The organism is Leifsonia sp. PARNA 1/14 (genome assembly GCF_055720965.1).
In genome coordinates, this window is record NZ_JBVQSP010000003.1 from 419,292 (window position 1) to 434,070 (window position 14,779).

Below are 14,779 nucleotides of genomic sequence, written 5' to 3' on the forward strand. Positions count from 1 at the left end.
GGGATGGGGTAGACCGCGAGCCGAGCGGGGTCGAGCGTCTGCTCGATGCCCGACAGCAGCAGCGGCAGGATCGCCCAGACCAGCACCGCGGCCGAACCGCCGAGGACGACGACCGTGCGCACGACCTCCACCGGAGCGAAACCGAGCAGCGCCAGCCCGCCGAGCACGACGACGAGTGCGATCAGTGCGTAGACGCCGCCGATGATCACAGCGACCAGCTGGGAGGTGCTGCGGCGGAACGAATTGCGGAGGACGAGCAGGCGGAGCCTTACGAGTGTCGCAACCACTCCGGCCCCTCCCCCACACGGCGTCCGCCGACGAGTTCGACGAAGCGGTCTTCGAGCGTCGAGCCGGCGCGCACCTCGTCGACGGTTCCGGAGGCGATCACGCGCCCCGCGTTGATCACCGCGACGTGGTCGCACATACGCTCCACGAGGTCCATGACGTGCGACGAGACGATGACCGTTCCGCCGCTCTGCACGAAGCCGTGCAGGATGTCGCGGATGTTCGCCGCCGACACCGGGTCGACCGACTCGAACGGCTCGTCCAGGACGAGCACCCGTGGCGCGTGCACCATGGCGGCGGCCAGGGCGATCTTCTTGGTCATGCCGGCCGAGTAGTCGACCACGAGGGTCCCGCCCGCCGACTCCAGGTCGAGCAGCCCGAGGAGGTCGTGCGTGCGCTCGATCGCCGTCGGCCGGTCCATGCCGCTCAGGAGGCCGGCGTACTCGACGAGCTGCTCGCCGGTGAGCCGGTCGAACAGACGCGCGCCGTCGGAGAGCACCCCGACGAGCGCCTTGGCCGCGAGCGGGTCGCGCCACATGTCGACGCCGTGGATGAGCACCTGGCCGGCGTCGGGCCGGAGCAGGCCGGTGACCATGCTCAGCGTCGTCGTCTTGCCCGCGCCGTTCGGGCCGACGAGCCCGTAGAAACTGCCGGAGGGCACGTCGAGGTCGATGCCGTCGACCGCCGCCTTCTCTCCGAACCGCTTGTGGAGGCCGCGAACTGCGACCGCGACGTCATCCTGACCGACCACAGACTCCCCTGCCTCTCGACTCCCTCACACTACGCGTAGACCTGCGTCCGAAGGGCACGTAAACGCCCCCAAAACGCGCGGGTTGGGGCGCTTACGTGCCCTTCGGTGGTGTCAGACGCGCTCGAAGACCGCGGCGAGGCCCTGGCCGCCGCCGATGCACATCGTCTCGATCGCGAGCGTGCCGTCGACGGCCGGGAGCTCGTGCGCGAGCGTCGCCAGCATCCGCAGGCCGGTCGCGCCGATCGGGTGACCGATCGAGATGCCGCTGCCGCGCGGGTTGAGGCGCGGGTCCTCCGCGTCGATGCCCCAGTCGGAGAGGCAGGCGAGCACCTGCACGGCGAAGGCCTCGTTCAGCTCGATGACGTCGATGTCGCCCCACCCGACTCCCGCGCGCTCGAGGGCACGGTTCGCCGCGGGCACCGGCGCGACGCCGAAGACGCGCGGATCGTTGCCGGCGACCGCCCACGACCGCAGCCGCAGGACGGGCGTGAGCCCCAGAGCCGCCGCGTGCTCGGGAGTCGTCACGATCGCCGCGGCCGCAGCGTCGTTCTGTCCGCTGGAGTTGCCCGCGGTGACCGTGGCATCCGGGTCGTCGCGGCCGAGGATCGGGCGGAGGCCCGCCAGCGCCTCCAATGTGGTGTCGGCCCGGGGGTGCTCGTCGCGGTCGACGACCACGTCGCCGCGGCGGCCGGGGACGGTCACCGGCACGAGCTCCGCGTCGAACGCTCCGGACTGCTGCGCCGCGACCGCGCGCTGGTGCGAGCGCAGCGACAGCGCGTCCTGCGCCTCGCGGCCGATCCCGTACTCGCGGCGCAGCGTCTCCGCCGAGCCGACGTTGCCCTCCGGCGTGGGGAACTCGCGCCCGCCGACCGTCTCGCGCCCGCGCGCGAGGGCGTCGTGGAGCATCAACCCCCCGGGCGGGAAGCCTCTGCGGCCCTGCTCCGTGTAGAGCGGAGCGTTGGACATCGACTCGGCGCCGAGTGCGATCAGCACGTCGCTCGCGCCGGTCTGCACCTCCATCGCCGCGTTGATCACTGCCTGGAGGCCCGAGCCGCAGCGCCGGTCGAGCTGGTACCCGGTCGTGGTGACCGGGAAGCCGGCATTGAGGGCGGCGACCCTGCCGAACGCGGGAGCCTCCATCGTCGGATAGCCCTGGGCACCGATCACGCCCTCCACGGCGGCGGGGTCGAGACCCGTGCGGTCGAGGAGGGAGCGCAGCACGGTCTCGGCGAGCGAGAGCGCTGACACCGGCGCGAGCACGCCGCCCATCCGGCCGACCGGCGTGCGCAGCGGCGAGCAGATGACGACCTCCCGCAGCTCAGGCACGTGCCGCTCCCGTCCCGACGGTCACGTCTGCGGCGATCGTCAGCGGCGCCCCCGTCGCGGCGACGACCTCGTCCACCGACACCCCGGGCGCGAGCTCGCGCAGCACGAAGCCGTCGTCGGCGACGTCGATCACGGCGAGATCGGTGATGATGCGGTCGACGCAGCCGCGGCCGGTCAGCGGGAGGGTGCACTGCTCGACGAGCTTGGCGGAGCCGTCTTTGGCGACGTGCTCCATGACCACGATGACGCGTTCGGCGCCGTTGACGAGGTCCATCGCCCCGCCCATGCCCTTCACCATCTTGCCGGGCACCGCCCAGTTGGCGATGTCGCCGGAGGCCGAGACCTGCATGGCGCCGAGGACCGCGGTGGCGATCCGGCCGCCGCGGATCATCCCGAAGCTCGCCGCGGAGTCGAAGTAGCTCGCGCCGGGGAGCACGGTGACGGTCTCCTTGCCCGCGTTGATGAGCTTGGGATCCTCCTCGCCCTCCCACGGGTAAGGGCCGACGCCGAGGATGCCGTTCTCGGAGTGCAGCACGACGTGCACGTCCGCCGGCAAGTGGTTGGGGATGAGCGTGGGGAGGCCGATGCCGAGGTTGACGTACGAGCCGTCCTCCAGCTCGAGGGCGGCGCGGGCGGCCATCTCGTCACGGGTGCGGGGCATGTCAGTTCCCTTCGGTTCGGGAGGCCGGTCGTGCGCGAACGGTGACCTTCTCGATCGGCAGGTCGGCCGACTCCTCAGGGGTCAGCGCGATCACGCGGTCGACGTAGATGCCCGGCAGGTGGATGTCGTCCGGACCGAGCACGCCGGGCTCGACCAGCTCGTCGACCTCGGCGATGGTGACGCGCCCGGCCATCCCGGCGAGCGGGTTGAAGTTGCGGGTCGACTTCTCGAACCGCAGGTTGCCGTGCCGGTCGCCGACGGCCGCGCGCACCAGGCCGAAGTCGGTACGGATCGCCGTCTCGAGCACATACTCGCGGTCGCGCCCGAACACGTCGAACGGCCGCAGCTCCTTAGGCGCGCTCTCCTCCGCCACCGACCCGTCGGCCGCGTAGCGGATCGGCATGCCGCCGTCGGAGACCGCGGTGCCGGCGCCGGTGGCCGTGTAGAAGGCCGGGATGCCGACGCCGCCCGCGCGCAGCCGCTCGGCGAGGGTGCCCTGCGGCGTGAGCTCGACCTCCACCTCGCCGCCGAGGTACTGGCGGGCGAACTCCTTGTTCTCGCCGATGTAGGAGGCGATCACGCGGCGGATGCGCCCGGCGGACAAGAGCTCGCCGAGCCCCCAGCCGTCGACGCCGCAGTTGTTGGAGACGACCTCGAGCCCTCCGACGCCGCGCGCCAGCAGGGCGCGGATCGTCACGATCGGCACGCCGGAGAGGCCGAAGCCGCCGACCGCGAGCGAAGCGCCCTCCGGGATGTCGGCGACCGCCTCGGCCGCGGACGAATACGTCTTATCCATCGTTCTCCTGAGTAGTGTCTGTCGGCTCTGCGAAGACCTCGCGCATGATCGCGAGCGCGCTGTTCGCGGCGGGCAGCCCCGCGTAGATCGCTGTGTGGTGGATGACCTCGGCTATCTCGGTGCGGGTCAGTCCGTTGCGCAGGGCGGCGCGCACATGCATGCGCAGCTCGCTCTCGTGGCCACCGGTCACCAGGCTCGCGAGCGTCGCGATCGACCGCTGCTGTCTGCTGAGCTGCGACCTCGACCAGACCTCGCCCCACGCGTAACGCGTGATGAAGTCCTGGAAATCGGCCGTCTCCTCCGTGATCGCCGCAGTCGCACGGTCGACGTGCGCGTCGCCGAGCACGGCACGGCGGACGGCCATCCCGCGAACGTACGGCGACGCGTCGCCGCCGCCTCCGAGAAGCGCGGTGAGCAGCGCCGCGGTCTCCGCAGGGTCTTCCAGCGGCACGAGGTGCGCGGCATGGGCGAGCTCGACGAACCGCGCGTTCGGCAGCCCCGCGGCGAGCTCGGCCATGAGGGCGGAGGTCGTCACCTGATCGTGCGCGCCCGCGACGACTAGGGCAGGGGCCTGCACTGCGGCCACCGCATCGCGCCGGTCGAATCCCGCCAACGCCTCGCAGCACAGGGCGTACGACTCGTCGTCGATGTCGATCAGCGTCTTCAGGGCGTGGCCGCCCGGGCCGTCGGGGTGCGCATCCAGGTAGCCGGGGGCGAACCAGCGCTGTGCGCTGCCGGCGACGACCGAGGCGGTTCCGGAGGCGCGGACCTGCGCGGCCCGGTCGGCCCAGCCTTCCGGCGTGCCGATGGCCGCGCCCGAGCAGAACATCGCAAGGCTCCGCACCCGCTCGGGAGCCGTCAGCGCCAGCTCCAGGGCGACCGCCCCGCCGAGCGAGTCGCCGGCGACGTCGAAGGCGCCGCCGCCGATCTCGTCCACCAGCGCGAGCACGGAGGCCGCCAGGTCGGCGATGCTGAACGGCTCGCGCGCGGCGGGCGAGGCGCCATGCCCCGGGAGGTCGACGCGGAGGATGCGGGGCGCGTCGGGCGCGCCCGCGAGGCGTGCGACCACGCCGTCCCACAACTCGGTCGTCGTGCCGAGGGAGGGCAGCAGGACGAGCAGGCGCGGAGCGGCGGAGCGTGGGGCGGCCGCGGCCATGGAACCGCGGAGTCGGGGCGGGGTCACGCCCTCTCCTTTCATGAGTGGGGCGAATTCGATCGGTAGCGGGCCAGGGCCGCGTCGACGACGGCGCCCGCGGCCGCGAGATCTGCGTCGTCGGGATGCTCGGCTTCGGCAGTGCCGGGGGCATCCGGCTTCGGCCCCTCGACGACCACGTCGGTGAGCGCGTGTGCCAGCACGTCCGCGCTCTCGGCGGCGACGCGCAGCAGGCCGCGCCACGCCTGCCACTCCGCGTGCCACTCCCCGGCTGGCCGGGCGTCCGAGCTCAGCGCCGCGGCGTGCACCGTGGCGAGGAGGCCGGGGGCGCGGAGGCCGTTCGCGCTGAGGATCACCGCGTCGACCGGGTTCTGCTTGTGCGGCATCGCGGACGAGCCGCCTCCGTTCGCCGGACGGAGCACCCCGTCGCGCGCGCCCAGAGCGAGGTCGCGACCGATGCGGCCGGCCGCGGCGCAGACGCGCGCCGACGCGTCGGCGATCGCGAGCACCGGGCCGCGATCGGTGTGCCAGGCGCGGCCGGGGTCGGTGAGGCCCAGCCGACGGGCCAGGGCAGCGCGCAGGAGGCCGGCGGCGTCGCGGCGACCGGACGCGCGGACGAAGGCGGCACCGGTGCCGACTGCTCCGCCGAGTTGCACGGGGAATCCCGACGTCGTCGCGGCGGCGAGCGCCTCCTGAGCTGTCACCACGACGTCGAGCCAGGTCGCGAAGGTCGCGCCGAGAGTCGTCCGCTCTGCCGGCTGCGAGAGCGTGCGCGCCACGACCGGGGTCGAGCGGTGCCGCTCGGCGAGGTCGGCGAGCGCTGCAGCCGCCGACGCGAGCGCGTCGCCCGTGAGGGCGAGGCTGTCGCGCGAAATCAGCACGAGGGCCGTGTCGACGATGTCTTGGCTCGTCGCGCCCCGGTGGACGCGGTCGGCGGCCTCGCCCGCCTGCGCGCGCAGCTGCTCGACCAGCGCGATGATCGGCACGCCCGCGCCGCGTGCGCCCTCCACGAGCCGGCCGCGGTCGATCGCGTCGACGTCGAAGGCGATCGCGCGCGACGCGGACCCTCCTTCGTCGAGGTCGTCCCACGCGCCGATCAGCGCCTCCTCCACCGCGACCATCGCCGCCAGCACACGGTCGTCGCCGGCCGACGCACCCTGTGCACCGGCCGGCTCGAGGAGGCCCCAGTCGAAGACGTCAGCCACGGCCGTCGCCGATGAAGTCGAGGAAGACGGTCTCGCCGTCGCCCTGCAGCCGGATGTCGAACCGGTAACTGCGTTCGCCGTCCTGCACCGCACGGAGAGTGCAGCGCCGGTCCTCCGGAACGGTCGCCAAGAACGGGTCGTCGTCGAAGTAGGCGCGCGTGAACAGGTGGTGCAGCAGGCCACGGGCGAAGACCGTCACCAGGAGGTACGGTGCGCGCCCCGGCGCTGGGGCTCCGGGCCGGACGGTCGTGAACGTGTAGTGGCCCGCCCGGTCGACGGCGGCGCGACCGAACCCGGTCACCGTGTAACCGTCGCGGTGCAGGCTGCCACGCTGGTCGATCGGTCGCCCCTCGGCGTCGGCGCCCCAGACCTCCAGGATCGCGTCGGGAACGGGTTCGCCCGCTCCGTCGTAGATGGTGCCGTGGAACCGGATCGCATCGGGATGCCACGGCGGCGCGACCTCCGGTCCACCGTCGTACGGCAATGCGTACCCGAAGAACGGTCCGACGGTCTGCGACGGTGTCTGCGCGTACTGCGCGCTCTCCGGCGCGCCGGTGTCGTTCCGCTCAGGCATGCTCGCCCTCCTCCGGCTCCATCCACGTGGCCTTGCTGCCCGTGAGCACGATGTCCCACCGGTAGCCCAGCGCCCACTCCGGCTCGCTCACGTCGTGATCGTAGGTCGCGATCAGCCGCTGCCGGGCGTCGGGGTCGACGATCGACTGGTATATCGGGTCGAGCGCGAACAACGGGTCGCTCGGAAAGTACATCTGCGTGACCAGCCGCTGCGTGAACTGAGAGCCGAACAGCGAGAAGTGGATGTGGGCGGGACGCCAGGCGTTGCGGTGGTTCTTCCACGGGTACGGGCCCGGCTTGATCGTGACGAAGCGGTACGACCCGTCCTCGCCCGTGATCATGCGACCCACGCCGGTGAAGTTCGGGTCGAGGGGGGCGGGATGCTGGTCGCGCTTGTGCACGTAGCGGCCCGCCGAGTTCGCCTGCCAGACCTCGACGAGCTGGTTGCGCACCGGCCTGCCCTCGCCGTCGAGCACCCGGCCGGTCACGATGATCCGCTCGCCGAGCGGCTCGCCGCTGTGCTGGATGGTCAGGTCGCTCTCCTCCGCGGCGACGTCCGTGTGCCCGAACGCCGGCGAGACCAGCTCGATCTCCTCGGGATCGGCGCGGACGAGCTCGTGCGTCGGGTGCCGCAGCGTCGAGCTGCGGTACGGCCCGAAGTCGCGCAGCGGGTGCACGGGGAGCGGCCCCGCGGCAGCGGTGGCCGCGTGCACCCGGGCGATCTCGGCGTTGATCTGGTCCTGCTCGGTGTTGGTCATGGCGCGCCTCAGAAGGGAAGGCCCGCGTACTGCTCGGCGAGTGCCGCCTGAGCGTGACGCGATCCGGTCGTGTACTCCAGCTGGCCGAGCTGGCTGCGGTAGCGGAAGGCCCTGGCCGACGGATCGGCGACCTCCCGGTGCACGTGGAGCATCTCCGTCATCCACTGGGAGAACTGCTGCACCTTCCATTGGCGCGCGAGTGCGGAGGTGCTGTAGCGCTTCAGCAGCGTGTCGTCCCCGCCGAAGTGGGCGGTCAGCGAGCGACCGAGGAGGGCGACGTCGGCGATCGCCGAGTTGAGGCCCTTCGCTCCGGTCGGCGGCACGATGTGGCCGGCGTCGCCGGCGAGGAACAGCCTGCCGTGCTCGAGGGTGGAGGCGACGAAGCTGCGCATCGGCGTGATCGACTTCTCGGTGATGACGCCCTCGCGGAGAGTCCAGCCCGGTACGCCGAGGCGCGTCTGCAGCGCCTCCCAGATGCGTGCGTCCGACCAGTCGTCGATCGACTCGTCGGGGTCGACCTGCAGATAGAGCCGCGACACTTCCAGCGAGCGCATGGAGTGCATGGCGAAGCCTTGAGGGTGCAGGGCGTAAATGAGGTCGTCCGTCGAGGGCGGCACGTCGGCCAGGATGCCGAGCCAGGCATAGGGATAGCTGCGCTCGAGCGCCTCGATGCCCGGGATCGCCGGGCGGCAGACCCCGTGGTAGCCGTCGGCGCCGACGACGATCTCGCAGTCGATGCGCTCGCCGTCGTCGGTCGTCACGAAGGGGGAATCGGTGTCGATATCGTGTGGCGCGACCCCGCCGACCTCGAAACGGACGTCGGAGCCCGCCCGGTCGTGCTCGGCGAGCAAGTGCCGCACGAGCGCCTGCTGGCCGTAGACGGTGACCGTGCGACCGACGAGGTCGACGAAGTCGAGGTGGTGACGCAGCCCCTCGTACTGCAGGTAGATGCCGTGGTGGGTCAGCCCGCGTTCTGCGAGATCGGCGTCGAGGCCGAGCTCTCGCAGGATGTCGACCGAGCCCTGCTCGAGGACCCCGGCACGCACACGGCCGAGCACGTACTCGCGGCTCTTCTGCTCGAGGATGACGAACCCGATTCCTGCTCGTCGGAGGATGTGGCCGAGCAGGAGTCCTGCGGGCCCGGCCCCGATGATGGCGACCTGGGTTCGCATGCGCCGCCTTTCGCGTCGGTGAGAAGGTCGTCCCAGTCTTCGTCACGTACGCGGGGCGGAGTAGTGCTTTTCCGCTGGGTGGAAAGAATTCCGCACCGGTCGACGCGCGTCGAGGTTTCCGTCCAGCGGGATCGGCTCCCCTGATCGATCACCCCGTCAGCGGCGTGGCAGTTCGCCCAGCTTGGTGCCGTCACCTCGGAAGACGACCAGGTTCTTACCGTCGACCTTGGCGGTGACCGCGAGATTGAGCCACGGCGTCACGCCCTCGCACGCCACCAGCGTGGAGGCGAACGGCCCGAACGTGAACTCCTGACCGGAGATCTTCCCGTCGCCCTTCATCGCATTGCACCCGTCGTTGCCGTGGAACGACCCGTCAGAGTCGATGGTGAGCGACGGCTGACCCGTCTTGACGGTTCCCCAATCACCGGCCGGGGACGAGGATCCGGACGACGCGCATCCGGACAGAGCGGCGAGCACCACGGCCGCCGAGAGGACTGATCTGAGCGTTCTGTGCGTGAGCATGGCTAAAGGTACCGGTCGCCGCAGAAGCCCATCTAGCCTCAGCGACCCGAGACGAGTGCCGCCGAGATCCCCCTCGCGGCCATGCGCACGCCCAGTGCGAACTGCGGCTCGTCGGCGCGTTCGGCGTGCGCGATGATCGACACCGCCGCCACGACATCACCCGCGGTGTCACGCACCGGCGCCGCGACCGAGAAGGCGCCGCGCGTCAGCTCCTCGACCGACCGCGATACGCCCGTCGCGCGGATGCTCGCGAGCCGCGCACGGAGCTCCTTCTCGCCCGTCAATGTGTTCGGCTGGAACTTGCGCGGGTGCTGCGCCACGACCTCCTCGAGCGTGCCCGGCGGCGCGTAGGCGAGGAGGACGAGGCCGACACCGGTGGCATGCAGCGGGAGGCGCGTGCCGACGTCGCTGATGACCCGGATCGCCCCTGCGCCGGACAGGCGCTCGAGGTAGACCGCGCCGAGGCCGTCGCGCACCGCGAGGTGGACGTGCTCTCCCGTCGCCTCCAGGAGGTCGTCGAGGTAGGGGCGCGCGGCCTCCCGCAGCTTGCGGGCCGTGGGCTGGCGTGCGCCGAGCCTCCACAGCTTCATGCCGACCCGGTACCGGCCGTCGTCGCCGCGCACGAGGCCGCCCCAGGCGACCCATTCGCCGAGCAGCCGGTGCGCGGTCGAGACCGGGAGGCCGGCCCGCCGCGCGACCTCGCTGAGGGTCAGCTCGTCGCCGCGCTCGAAGGCGTCCGCGATCGCGAACACGCGCTCGGCGACACTGCGGTCGTCGTGAGCTCCACCGGCCATGCGGTCAGCCTACGACCGCGCCATCACCATCCCCGTCGCCGACCAGGACCGCTCGCTCGCCTTCTACCGCGACGTGCTCGGCTTCGAGGTCCGCGCCGACACCGCGTACGGTGACGCGCGCTGGCTGTCCGTCGCCCCCGACGGCAACGGCTTCGTGCTGCTTCAGCAGGGCTGACGTGCCCGTCCGCGCCAAGGACACCTCGGCGGATCGGCTGTTCGGCGCACTCGCCAACCCGACCAGACGCGAGATCCTCGACCTCCTGCTCGAGGGTGAGAGCAGCGCCGGTGAGATCGCCGCACGGTTCTCGATGAGCCGGCCGTCGGTGTCCGAGCATGTGCGGGCGCTCCGCGACGCCGGCCTCGTCGCCGAGCGCACGGCGGGGCGCAACGTGTACTACGCGCTCACGCCCGAACCGTGGAGTGAACTGCGCGACTGGATGGCGCCGCACGAACGCTTCTGGCGTCAGGCGTTCGCCCGCCGGTAGACGTTCACCACCACGCCCGCGGAGGTGGAGCGCGACTCGACCAGCGCCATCCGCGAGTACGGGAACCCGTCGCCGAACAGCTTCTTGCCCGTGCCCAGCACGAGCGGATACACCAGCAGACGGTACTCGTCGACCTGGTCGTGCTCGGCCAGCGTGCGGATGAGCTCGGTGCTCCCCCACACCCGGATCTCGCCTCCCGGCTCGTCGCGCAGGCGATCGACCGCCGCGGTGACGTCCGGACCGAGCAGGAACGAGTTCTTCCAGCCGACCTCGCCCAGCGTGCGCGACGCGACGTATTTGGGGATGCGGTTGTAGCGGCGGGTCAGCTCGCCCTGGAAACCCTCCTCGTCTTCGCTCCAGACGCCCCAGGAGGCGGCGAAGAGCTCGTAGGTCCGCCGACCGAGCAGCAGTGCCTCCGTGTTCTTCTCCCATTCCTCGACGGTCCCGTCGTCGTCGTAGTCGAACTGCCACCCGCCATACGGGAACTCTCCGGCGACGTCCTCCTCCGGGCCGCCCGGCCCCTGTACCACCCCGTCGAGGGTGACGAACGACTGCACCACGATCGAAGCCACGGCACGACCTCCTGTCTTTTGCGGGTTCCCCACTCGTCTACACCCGTTGCCGCCGCCCGGCAAGCAGCGGTAGCGTGCGGCCGACCGGCCCGAGGGAGGCCGGAGAAGGCGGGGGTACGAGCATGCTGGTCGAAGGACAGTCGATGGAGGGCTTCGAGAAGGCCTTCGACGACGCGGTCACGAAGGCGCCGGGCGGCAATGTCCCCCGCCGGTACGAAGTGCGCCGGGTGTGGGTGGATCAGGGCGGCATCGTCGGGCGGATGTACGGCTGCGAGGTGGAGGTGTCCGGGCCGGACGTCCCGGCCGACCGGTGACCGCCGGCCGGCTGCCGAGCGACCAGCCGATCGGTGACGGGGTCTGACCGTTCGGTCGATCCGTGCGCGGGCGCGGCCCGGGAGGCTGTGGTCATGACCGAGACCCACCTCCCCACCACCGCCCCCGTGCACGCCACGGCCCGCCGCGCGGTCTTCCGCCCGGTGCTCGCCCTGCTCTGGTCGTTCGTCGCCCTGAGCGCCGCGATGGTCGCGTTCCTCGCCGTGCTGACCGCCGTCGGCGTCGGCGTCGACGTCGCCATCTGGATCCGCTGCTCGATCGTGTTCGCCAGCTCCGTCGTGCTCCTGATCTTCGGGATCGGCGCGGCGCGCGGGTCGCGCAACGCCCTGCTGCGGCTGCGGATCGTCGCTCCGATCATCGTCGCGGCCGTCGTCGTGATCGTGTCGATCCCCGGCTTCCTGCCCGACTGGGTGCGCATCGAGCAGGCCGTCTGCGGCCTCCTCGTGCTGCCCGTCGCGATCATCGCCAACCTGCCCAGGACACGCGCGCTGGTACCCGCGAAAGCGTAGGGTCTGATCGTGATCGATCCGCGCTGGAGGACCGTCCTCACGCTCACACCGTACGTCGTGCTTGCGGTGCTGGTCGCCTTCACGCTCGGCGTGCAGTGGGGCGAGTGGGCGCAGCTCGTGCCCACTCTCGTCCTCTGCGCGGCGACCGTGGCGTGGATCATCGTCTGGCGGCGGCTGCCGGTGGCGCTGCAGGAGCGGCCCGCGCTGGTCGCCGTCTTCATGGCAGGCCTCATCGCCCTCAATCTGGCGCTGGTCTTCCGGGACAGCTGGTTCGGCTTCCTCACGATCGCGACGTTCACGTTCGCCTACTCGATCGTCCCCTGGCCGTGGGAGCTGCTCGCCGTCGGCGCGACGGCGGTGGTCGCCGCGCTGGCGCAGGCCTCGCCGCTGGGCTGGGACACCGCGGGGATCGTCGGCGGCATCGGCATCCTCCTGCTCAACGTGGTCGCCATGTGCGGCCTCTCGTGGTCGCTGCGGCTCGCCGAACGCCAGCTGAAGCTGAGCGCCACGGAGCAGGAGCGGTCGCGTCTCGCACGCGAGATCCACGACACGCTCGCGCAGGGCTTCGCGGGCATCGTCATCCAGCTGCAGGCGGCGCGGCAGGCACCGGACGAGGCCTCCCGGACCCGGCACACCGAAGCGGCCATCGCCCTCGCGCGCGACGGTCTCGCCGAGGCGCGGCGCTCGGTGAAAGCGCTGCGACCGGCCGCTCTCGACGCGATGCGACTGCCGGAGGCGGTCGGCCAGCTGGCGCGCACCTGGACGGAGCGCACCGGCATCCCGTGCGATGTCAGCGCGAGCGGCGACGCCACCGCGCTGCCGACCGACGTGGAGGTCGCACTGCTGCGGACCGCGCAGGAGGCCCTCGCGAACGTCGAGCGCCATGCCGGCGCGCGGCGGGTGCGGCTGACCCTGCGCACGGATGCGGCCGGCACCCGGCTCGAGGTGCGCGACGACGGCCGCGGCTTCGATCCAGAGGCGCGCTCGGTCGAGCGGGCGCCCTCCGACGAGGGCGGCTACGGACTGGTGGCCATGCGCGAGCGCATCGAGTCGGTCGCGGGAGGCCTCGTCGTCGAGTCGCGTCCCGGTCACGGCACCGCGATCCGCGCAGAGGTGCCGGCGTGACCGCGGCGAGCGCCGACGCCCCCGTGCGCCTGCTGGTGGTCGACGACCATCCCGTCGTGCGCGACGGGATCGTCGGCATGGTGGCCTCCGACCCCGGGGTGGAGGTCGTGGGCGAGGCGTCGGACGGCGCGGAAGCGGTGCAGCTCGCGCGCGCGCTGACTCCGGACGTCGTGCTGATGGACCTCCGGATGCGCGGAATGGACGGCGTCGCCGCCATCCGCGAGCTCACCCGGCTGGGCCTCCCGTGCCGCGTGGTCGTGCTCACGACGTTCGACGGCGACTCGGACGTGCTCCCGGCGATCGAGGCGGGCGCCACGGGCTACCTGCTCAAGGATGCCCCGCGGGAGGACCTGCTGCGCGCCATCCGCGCGGCGGCCGTCGGCGACGCGGTGCTGGCGCCCTCCGTCGCGTCGCGCCTGGTCGGCCGGGTGCGCACCCCCGAGACGAGCCTCCTTTCGCCGCGCGAGCTCGAGGTGCTGGCCCTGGTCGCCGACGGGGCGACGAACCGGGTCGCCGGGGAGCGCCTCCACCTCAGCGAGGCCACCGTCAAGACGCACCTGCTGAGCATCTACGGCAAGCTCGGCGTCGGCGACCGTGCGGCCGCGGTCGCCGAGGGCTTCCGCCGTGGCCTGCTCACGCTGTAGTGCGCTCTCTTTGCTGCGCCGAGCGGCAGCGGGGGTGTTGGCAGCGGAGCGGAACGAGTAGGACGGAAGACATGGAGATCGTGCTGGCCGTCCTCGAGCGTGGCGACATCGCGTACGAGATCGAGTTCGAGCGGACGAGCGAGCCGCCCTTCGAGTTGCGCGTACCCTCCCACATCGGCGGGGCCGCGGTCGTGGACGTCTTCGACCTGGTCGACTCCAGCGAGTGGCCGGTGCTCCTCCGTTACGCCTTTGCGGAGTGCGTGCCGGCCGTGATGGGCTCGCCGGACGACCTGAACGCCGAGGAGCTCGGCGACGCCGACTTCTGAGCCTGCGCGTCGGGGCGCTCAGAAGAGGCGGCTCAGAACAGGAACATCTGCCCCAGCACGATCACCAGGATCAGGAAGACCACGACGATCCCGCCGATGATGACGAGGGTGCGACCCGACATCCGGGCGATGCCGTAGCCCACGATGAACGGCAGCGCGAGACAGCCCAGCGCGATGATCCACCAGAACGCCTGGAACCCGGCCTGCGACGTGGAGGCCAGCCGCTCCCCGAACAGCTTCTGAGTCGCAGGGTGGGTGGCGAACGCGACGCTCGCCGACAGCGGATAGGCGATCAGGACGGCCGTGATCAGGCCGGCGAACGCGCCCCACATCCCCCGGTGAGCGCCCAGGTGCAGCGTCTCCTCCTGATGCGGTCCCTGCTTGCTCTTCGTGCTCATGGCGCACAGCATAACCAGCGGTGTCCCGTTTCGGGCAGGCCCGGAATACCGCGCTGGACGCCGCGCCGAAATCGGGTGCACTGTACGGTCTATTGCGCGGTTACCCTGGAAGGGTCACCGGTGCCCGCGCACGCAGTTAGGGGGCGTCTCGCGACGCACCGGCGTCTTACCCGATGTCGTATGGGAGTGGGGATACCGCTCCCATACGACCGGGAGCGAGCGGCGAGGGGGCCGGAAACACGAAAGCCCCCGCCGGAGCGGGGGCTTCGTTACTGTCTCAACACAGTTCTTCGTCCGAAGACTGTGCGCCACGAGGTGTCTGGGTTCACGACATAGGTGACAGTTGATAGGTGACACCTGAGTCGCGTCATAGGCGACAGTCGCTCTCGTG

The 14,779-nt window shown here is 71.6% G+C and carries 20 protein-coding genes and 1 pseudogene; 7 read left to right on the top strand and 14 right to left on the bottom strand.

The window, feature by feature from the left end; genetic code table 11:
* The 12 genes and pseudogenes from AC0HS0_RS11550 to AC0HS0_RS11605 all read right to left on the bottom strand — a co-directional run.
* Window positions 1–287: pseudogene (locus tag AC0HS0_RS11550) on the bottom strand (transporter); the annotation flags it as partial.
* Complete coding sequence (locus AC0HS0_RS11555; protein ID WP_472964153.1) at window positions 269–1,036, bottom strand: ABC transporter ATP-binding protein; 768 nt, start codon at window positions 1,034–1,036, stop codon at window positions 269–271. The pseudogene AC0HS0_RS11550 and the gene AC0HS0_RS11555, both read right to left, overlap by 19 nt.
* A gap of 111 nt (window positions 1,037–1,147) precedes the next feature.
* The gene (locus tag AC0HS0_RS11560; RefSeq protein WP_472964154.1) at window positions 1,148–2,362 is read right to left on the bottom strand and encodes an acetyl-CoA C-acetyltransferase; all 1,215 of its coding nucleotides are present in this window, start codon (window positions 2,360–2,362) and stop codon (window positions 1,148–1,150) included.
* Entirely contained in the window at window positions 2,355–3,023 is a 669-nt protein-coding gene (locus AC0HS0_RS11565; protein WP_472964155.1) for a CoA transferase subunit B, read from the bottom strand. The genes AC0HS0_RS11560 and AC0HS0_RS11565 overlap by 8 nt, the downstream gene beginning before the upstream one ends.
* A gap of 1 nt (window position 3,024) precedes the next feature.
* On the bottom strand, window positions 3,025–3,819 hold the full coding sequence (locus AC0HS0_RS11570; protein WP_472964156.1) for a CoA transferase subunit A: 795 nt from the start codon (window positions 3,817–3,819) through the stop codon (window positions 3,025–3,027).
* A complete protein-coding gene (gene pcaDC, locus AC0HS0_RS11575; RefSeq protein WP_472964157.1) occupies window positions 3,812–5,002 on the bottom strand; it encodes a bifunctional 3-oxoadipate enol-lactonase/4-carboxymuconolactone decarboxylase PcaDC in 1,191 nt (396 codons plus the stop codon). Before pcaDC ends, AC0HS0_RS11570 begins: the two co-directional genes overlap by 8 nt.
* A gap of 11 nt (window positions 5,003–5,013) precedes the next feature.
* Complete coding sequence (locus AC0HS0_RS11580) at window positions 5,014–6,177, bottom strand: lyase family protein (RefSeq protein ID WP_472964158.1); 1,164 nt, start codon at window positions 6,175–6,177, stop codon at window positions 5,014–5,016.
* Window positions 6,170–6,751, bottom strand: coding sequence for a protocatechuate 3,4-dioxygenase subunit alpha (gene pcaG / locus AC0HS0_RS11585; RefSeq protein WP_472964159.1), 582 nt, complete (start codon window positions 6,749–6,751; stop codon window positions 6,170–6,172). Before pcaG ends, AC0HS0_RS11580 begins: the two co-directional genes overlap by 8 nt.
* Window positions 6,744–7,508, bottom strand: coding sequence for a protocatechuate 3,4-dioxygenase subunit beta (gene pcaH / locus AC0HS0_RS11590; RefSeq protein WP_472964160.1), 765 nt, complete (start codon window positions 7,506–7,508; stop codon window positions 6,744–6,746). The genes pcaG and pcaH overlap by 8 nt, the downstream gene beginning before the upstream one ends.
* Window positions 7,509–7,516: 8 nt before the next feature.
* Window positions 7,517–8,680 (bottom strand): 4-hydroxybenzoate 3-monooxygenase, encoded by a 1,164-nt coding sequence (locus tag AC0HS0_RS11595; RefSeq protein WP_472964161.1) that lies wholly within the window; start codon window positions 8,678–8,680, stop codon window positions 7,517–7,519.
* Window positions 8,681–8,836: 156 nt separating this feature from the next.
* A complete protein-coding gene (locus AC0HS0_RS11600) occupies window positions 8,837–9,202 on the bottom strand; it encodes an META domain-containing protein (protein WP_472964162.1) in 366 nt (121 codons plus the stop codon).
* 38 nt (window positions 9,203–9,240) lie between these two features.
* Window positions 9,241–9,996, bottom strand: coding sequence for an IclR family transcriptional regulator (locus AC0HS0_RS11605; RefSeq protein ID WP_472964163.1), 756 nt, complete (start codon window positions 9,994–9,996; stop codon window positions 9,241–9,243).
* Here AC0HS0_RS11605 and AC0HS0_RS11610 point away from each other — a divergent pair.
* Window positions 9,995–10,171 carry a VOC family protein gene (locus AC0HS0_RS11610; protein WP_472964164.1) on the top strand — a complete coding sequence of 59 codons (177 nt, stop codon included), beginning with the start codon at window positions 9,995–9,997 and terminating at the stop codon, window positions 10,169–10,171. The two genes, AC0HS0_RS11605 and AC0HS0_RS11610, sit on opposite strands and share 2 nt — an antisense overlap.
* Before the next feature lies 1 nt (window position 10,172).
* The gene (locus AC0HS0_RS11615) at window positions 10,173–10,481 is read left to right on the top strand and encodes an ArsR/SmtB family transcription factor (protein WP_472964165.1); all 309 of its coding nucleotides are present in this window, start codon (window positions 10,173–10,175) and stop codon (window positions 10,479–10,481) included.
* On the opposite strand, the gene AC0HS0_RS11620 is transcribed toward AC0HS0_RS11615, so the two are convergent.
* Window positions 10,460–11,053, bottom strand: a complete 594-nt coding sequence (locus AC0HS0_RS11620) for a dihydrofolate reductase family protein (RefSeq protein WP_472964166.1) — start codon at window positions 11,051–11,053, stop codon at window positions 10,460–10,462. The two genes, AC0HS0_RS11615 and AC0HS0_RS11620, sit on opposite strands and share 22 nt — an antisense overlap.
* A 122-nt stretch (window positions 11,054–11,175) precedes the next feature.
* On the opposite strand from AC0HS0_RS11620, the gene AC0HS0_RS11625 reads away from it, so the two are divergent.
* The 5 genes from AC0HS0_RS11625 (at window position 11,176) to AC0HS0_RS11645 (ending at window position 13,990) form a co-directional block, all read left to right on the top strand.
* Complete coding sequence (locus AC0HS0_RS11625) at window positions 11,176–11,367, top strand: hypothetical protein (RefSeq protein ID WP_472964167.1); 192 nt, start codon at window positions 11,176–11,178, stop codon at window positions 11,365–11,367.
* Between the two features lie 93 nt (window positions 11,368–11,460).
* A complete protein-coding gene (locus AC0HS0_RS11630; protein ID WP_472964168.1) occupies window positions 11,461–11,895 on the top strand; it encodes a hypothetical protein in 435 nt (144 codons plus the stop codon).
* Window positions 11,896–11,904: 9 nt separating this feature from the next.
* On the top strand, window positions 11,905–13,020 hold the full coding sequence (locus AC0HS0_RS11635; protein ID WP_472964169.1) for a sensor histidine kinase: 1,116 nt from the start codon (window positions 11,905–11,907) through the stop codon (window positions 13,018–13,020).
* Window positions 13,017–13,664: a response regulator gene (locus tag AC0HS0_RS11640; RefSeq protein ID WP_472964170.1), complete on the top strand. Its 648-nt coding sequence runs from the start codon at window positions 13,017–13,019 to the stop codon at window positions 13,662–13,664. Before AC0HS0_RS11635 ends, AC0HS0_RS11640 begins: the two co-directional genes overlap by 4 nt.
* Before the next feature lie 71 nt (window positions 13,665–13,735).
* The gene (locus tag AC0HS0_RS11645) at window positions 13,736–13,990 is read left to right on the top strand and encodes a hypothetical protein (protein ID WP_472964171.1); all 255 of its coding nucleotides are present in this window, start codon (window positions 13,736–13,738) and stop codon (window positions 13,988–13,990) included.
* A gap of 32 nt (window positions 13,991–14,022) precedes the next feature.
* On the opposite strand, the gene AC0HS0_RS11650 is transcribed toward AC0HS0_RS11645, so the two are convergent.
* Entirely contained in the window at window positions 14,023–14,388 is a 366-nt protein-coding gene (locus AC0HS0_RS11650) for a hypothetical protein (RefSeq protein ID WP_472964172.1), read from the bottom strand.
* Window positions 14,389–14,779: the final 391 nt, after the last annotated feature.

Coding starts and splice junctions, on each gene's coding strand:
- AC0HS0_RS11565 (WP_472964155.1), bottom strand. CDS start 3,023: ATGCCCCGCACCCGTGACGAGATGGCCGCCCGCGCCGCCCTCGAGCTG.
- AC0HS0_RS11630 (WP_472964168.1), top strand. CDS start 11,461: ATGACCGAGACCCACCTCCCCACCACCGCCCCCGTGCACGCCACGGCC.
- AC0HS0_RS11600 (WP_472964162.1), bottom strand. CDS start 9,202: ATGCTCACGCACAGAACGCTCAGATCAGTCCTCTCGGCGGCCGTGGTG.
- AC0HS0_RS11650 (WP_472964172.1), bottom strand. CDS start 14,388: ATGAGCACGAAGAGCAAGCAGGGACCGCATCAGGAGGAGACGCTGCAC.
- AC0HS0_RS11570 (WP_472964156.1), bottom strand. CDS start 3,819: ATGGATAAGACGTATTCGTCCGCGGCCGAGGCGGTCGCCGACATCCCG.
- AC0HS0_RS11605 (WP_472964163.1), bottom strand. CDS start 9,996: ATGGCCGGTGGAGCTCACGACGACCGCAGTGTCGCCGAGCGCGTGTTC.
- AC0HS0_RS11610 (WP_472964164.1), top strand. CDS start 9,995: ATGCGGTCAGCCTACGACCGCGCCATCACCATCCCCGTCGCCGACCAG.
- pcaG (WP_472964159.1), bottom strand. CDS start 6,751: ATGCCTGAGCGGAACGACACCGGCGCGCCGGAGAGCGCGCAGTACGCG.
- AC0HS0_RS11645 (WP_472964171.1), top strand. CDS start 13,736: ATGGAGATCGTGCTGGCCGTCCTCGAGCGTGGCGACATCGCGTACGAG.
- AC0HS0_RS11595 (WP_472964161.1), bottom strand. CDS start 8,680: ATGCGAACCCAGGTCGCCATCATCGGGGCCGGGCCCGCAGGACTCCTG.
- AC0HS0_RS11625 (WP_472964167.1), top strand. CDS start 11,176: ATGCTGGTCGAAGGACAGTCGATGGAGGGCTTCGAGAAGGCCTTCGAC.
- pcaH (WP_472964160.1), bottom strand. CDS start 7,508: ATGACCAACACCGAGCAGGACCAGATCAACGCCGAGATCGCCCGGGTG.